Source organism: Pseudorhodobacter sp. (genome assembly GCF_030452865.1).
Taxonomy (GTDB): Bacteria; Pseudomonadota; Alphaproteobacteria; order Rhodobacterales; family Rhodobacteraceae; genus Pseudorhodobacter.
The window spans coordinates 1-3,131 of the sequence record NZ_JAKDLJ010000409.1 but is presented as its reverse complement, the minus strand read 5'-3'; the positions used below and the strand labels follow the sequence as shown (position 1 = coordinate 3,131).

Genomic DNA, 3,131 nt, shown 5'->3' with positions numbered 1-3,131 from the left:
AGTCGTGTTGACCACAGCTGCAACATCGTCCAGCAGATGTTGGGATTGCACCCAGTCCACCACGGTCAGTTTGGCGCCAAAGTCTGCGCGCAATGCCTCTGCCCGCGTGCGGGTGCGGTTGGTGATACGGATTTCGGGAACACCCACTTCGATCAACGCCGCTACAATTGCCCGCGCCGCCCCACCAGCACCAAAAACCATCGCTGGACCGGCTTTCGGCTCCCAACCGGGCGCGTATTGCCGCAAGTTCTCGACAAAACCCGACCCATCCGTGTTGTCTGCGTATATTTTGCCATCATTGCGAAAGATCAGTGTGTTGGCAGCCCCGATTAATGCGGCTCGGTCCGTGACGATATCGGCAAGACCGACGACTGCCTCCTTGTGGGGCAGTGTCACGTTCAACCCGACAAAGCCCAGTCTTGGCAGCAGTTCCAGCGCATGGGCTAAATCATCATGGGCAATTTCCATGGGAATGTAATGGCCGTTGATCCCGTAGCGCCGCAACCAGTAGCCGTGCAGCGCGGGCGATTTGCTATGCGCAATGGGTGAGCCGATCACCCCGGCCAATGGAATACGCGGACGGTCCGTCATGTTTCGATAAATCCCCTTGTCCCGAGATATCCCAACAACGGCAGCAGGGGAAGCCCGAGGATGGTGAAGTAGTCGCCCTCGATCGAGGAAAACAGGCGGACGCCTTCCTCCTCCAGCAAATATCCGCCTGAGGAGTAGCGAATAGCTTCCCAGTTTCTGTCAATATAGCAACGCAACCAAGGATCCGAGAAGGCGCGCATTGTCAGTGACGCGGTATCGAGGTGCCGCCAGATCGGCTTCGCTTCGTGATAAAGAACAACGGCCGATATTAGCCGGTGGGTTTCGTTCCGCAGCATTGTCAGCTGATCGAACGCATCCGACGTGCTCTCAGGCTTTCCCCAGGCTTGGCCCTGAAAGGCGAGCACCTGATCGCAGCCGATCACAACTGAAGCAGGGTGTTTTTCAGCAATTTTCCGCGCTTTCATCTCTGCCAAAGCGTCGGCGATTTCGCGCGGTTTCGCGCCCTCTTGTTCCAAACTGTCGCGGATCGACTTTTCGTCAACGCGGGCAGGAATAGCCTTCACCGTTACCCCGGCGGCCGTTAGCAACCGTAGACGCACGGCGGATGATGAGGCCAAAAGCAGTTTGGGCGGAGGTGTCATGTGGGCGTTCCTGTGGAAAAACCTAGTTTGTTCTTATCGGTTGGAATGGGAAAAAACTACCGCTGCGTTGCTCTTGTGGGCAGGTTGCGACTTTCATCCCGTTTCGGAGTGGCATATCCACATGAGGATAGTTGGGTTTGCGGCGGTGGGATAATGTGTAGGATTCAGACAATGGGCATAACTCTCCTCCGATCCTTTTGTCTTCAACGTATTGTGATGTATCGGTTTTCTTGGCTTATCCACATTGTCGACGTGAATGATCCCCATCGTCGATTCTGTGGACAATAGGGCAGACAATTCAATGAATTCTGTTATCCCAAGGCCCATCTACCACTACATCTTTCTATATTTATTCTATTAACTGAAGAAAGAAGAGCCACGATGACCTCTGTTCTTGCTGCAATCTATCCGTGGGTGAAAGCCATCCATGTTATGTCCGTGATTGCCTGGATGGCTGGATTGTTCTATCTGCCGCGACTTTTTGTCTATCACACCGAGCAAGTGAAGGCGGCAGGTGATGCAGATGCGCTGTTTCAAACGATGGAAATGAAGTTGCTGCGTGTGATCATGAACCCTGCGATGATCGTGAGTTGGCTTGCTGGCCTCGCATTGGTCTTGACGCCTGGTATTGTTGATTGGTCGCAGCTATGGCCTTGGACAAAGGCTGTCTCTGTTCTGGCGATGACCTGGTTTCATATGTGGCTTGCCGCTCGGCGTAGAGATTTTGCCGCAGGTGAAAATGCTGTGACGGGCGGGCGATTTCGAATGATGAACGAGGTGCCGACGGTGTTAATGGTCGTGATCGTGGCCTCGGTGATTGTGAAATTCTGAAATTTGACAATGGCTAGGGTGGCATCGAATTGACATTTCAATTCGGTGGCCTTATCTGCTGGCCCAGCGGGACCGTCCGGTCCGTCACGCTATTTTCCGATCTTAGATATCGCGGTTCCCGGTTCGGGTTCAGGACGAAGGATGAATTTGACAATGGACGATCAAGAATTTGGCCAAGAAGTCGATGACGTGCAGCGCTTGAACCTTGCCGATCTGAAGGCGAAAACACCTGCTGATCTGTTGGCCATGGCCGAAGAATGGGAAGTTGAGAACGCCCCTTCGATGCGGAAGGGCGAAATGATGTTTTCGCTGCTCAAGGAACATGCAGAAGAAGGCTGGGAGATTGGCGGCGACGGCGTGCTTGAAGTGGTGCAGGACGGATTCGGCTTCTTGCGTTCACCATCGGCGAATTATCTGCCGGGGCCTGATGATATCTACGTTTCGCCGGATACGATTCGGCAGTTCTCGCTGCGGACGGGCGACACAATCGAAGGTGTGATCGCGGCGCCCCGTGAAACGGAACGCTATTTCAGCATGACCAAAGTGACGAGAATCAACTTTGACGACCCGGAAAAGGCGCGACACAAGGTTCATTTTGACAATCTGACGCCGCTTTATCCCGATGAGCGATTGAAGATGGAAGTGGAAGATCCAACCTTGAAGGACCGGTCAGCGCGGATTATTGACTTGGTTTCACCGATCGGGAAGGGGCAGCGCGGGTTGATCGTGGCACCACCCCGGACCGGCAAGACGGTGCTCTTGCAGAATATCGCACATTCCATCGCAACCAATCACCCCGAGTGTTACCTGATTGTCTTGCTGATTGATGAGCGTCCGGAGGAAGTGACGGACATGCAGAGATCGGTCAAAGGGGAAGTGGTTTCGTCAACTTTTGATGAACCCGCGACCCGTCACGTTGCGGTCGCTGAAATGGTTATTGAGAAAGCCAAGCGCTTGGTAGAGCATAAGCGAGATGTTGTGATCTTGCTTGATTCAATCACAAGACTTGGTAGGGCATTTAATACGGTTGTACCGTCTTCTGGGAAGGTCTTGACCGGGGGTGTTGATGCCAACGCGCTACAGCGCCCAAAACGCTTTTTCGGTGCT

General features: G+C 53.7%; 4 protein-coding genes. 2 read left to right on the top strand and 2 right to left on the bottom strand.

Translation table 11 applies throughout. The annotated features are described in order from the left end of the window. Window positions 1-591, bottom strand: a 591-nt coding sequence (locus tag L0H65_RS17200) for a shikimate dehydrogenase (RefSeq protein ID WP_301460450.1), incomplete at its 3' end; no start/stop codon positions are given. Further along, complete coding sequence (locus L0H65_RS17195) at window positions 588-1,193, bottom strand: nucleoside triphosphate pyrophosphatase (RefSeq protein WP_301460449.1); 606 nt, start codon at window positions 1,191-1,193, stop codon at window positions 588-590. The genes L0H65_RS17195 and L0H65_RS17200, both read right to left, overlap by 4 nt. 381 nt (window positions 1,194-1,574) lie before the next feature. Here L0H65_RS17195 and L0H65_RS17190 point away from each other — a divergent pair, with 381 nt between their 5' ends. Continuing rightward, complete coding sequence (locus L0H65_RS17190) at window positions 1,575-2,024, top strand: CopD family protein (protein ID WP_301460448.1); 450 nt, start codon at window positions 1,575-1,577, stop codon at window positions 2,022-2,024. A 153-nt stretch (window positions 2,025-2,177) separates the two neighbouring features. After that, window positions 2,178-3,131 (top strand): transcription termination factor Rho (rho, locus tag L0H65_RS17185; protein WP_301460451.1); only part of this gene is annotated, 954 nt, incomplete at its 3' end.

What these genes read in the sequence shown, in the direction of transcription:
- L0H65_RS17190 (WP_301460448.1), top strand. Translation starts at nt 1,575, where the DNA reads ATGACCTCTGTTCTTGCTGCAATCTATCCGTGGGTGAAAGCCATCCAT.
- L0H65_RS17195 (WP_301460449.1), bottom strand. Translation starts at nt 1,193, where the DNA reads ATGACACCTCCGCCCAAACTGCTTTTGGCCTCATCATCCGCCGTGCGT.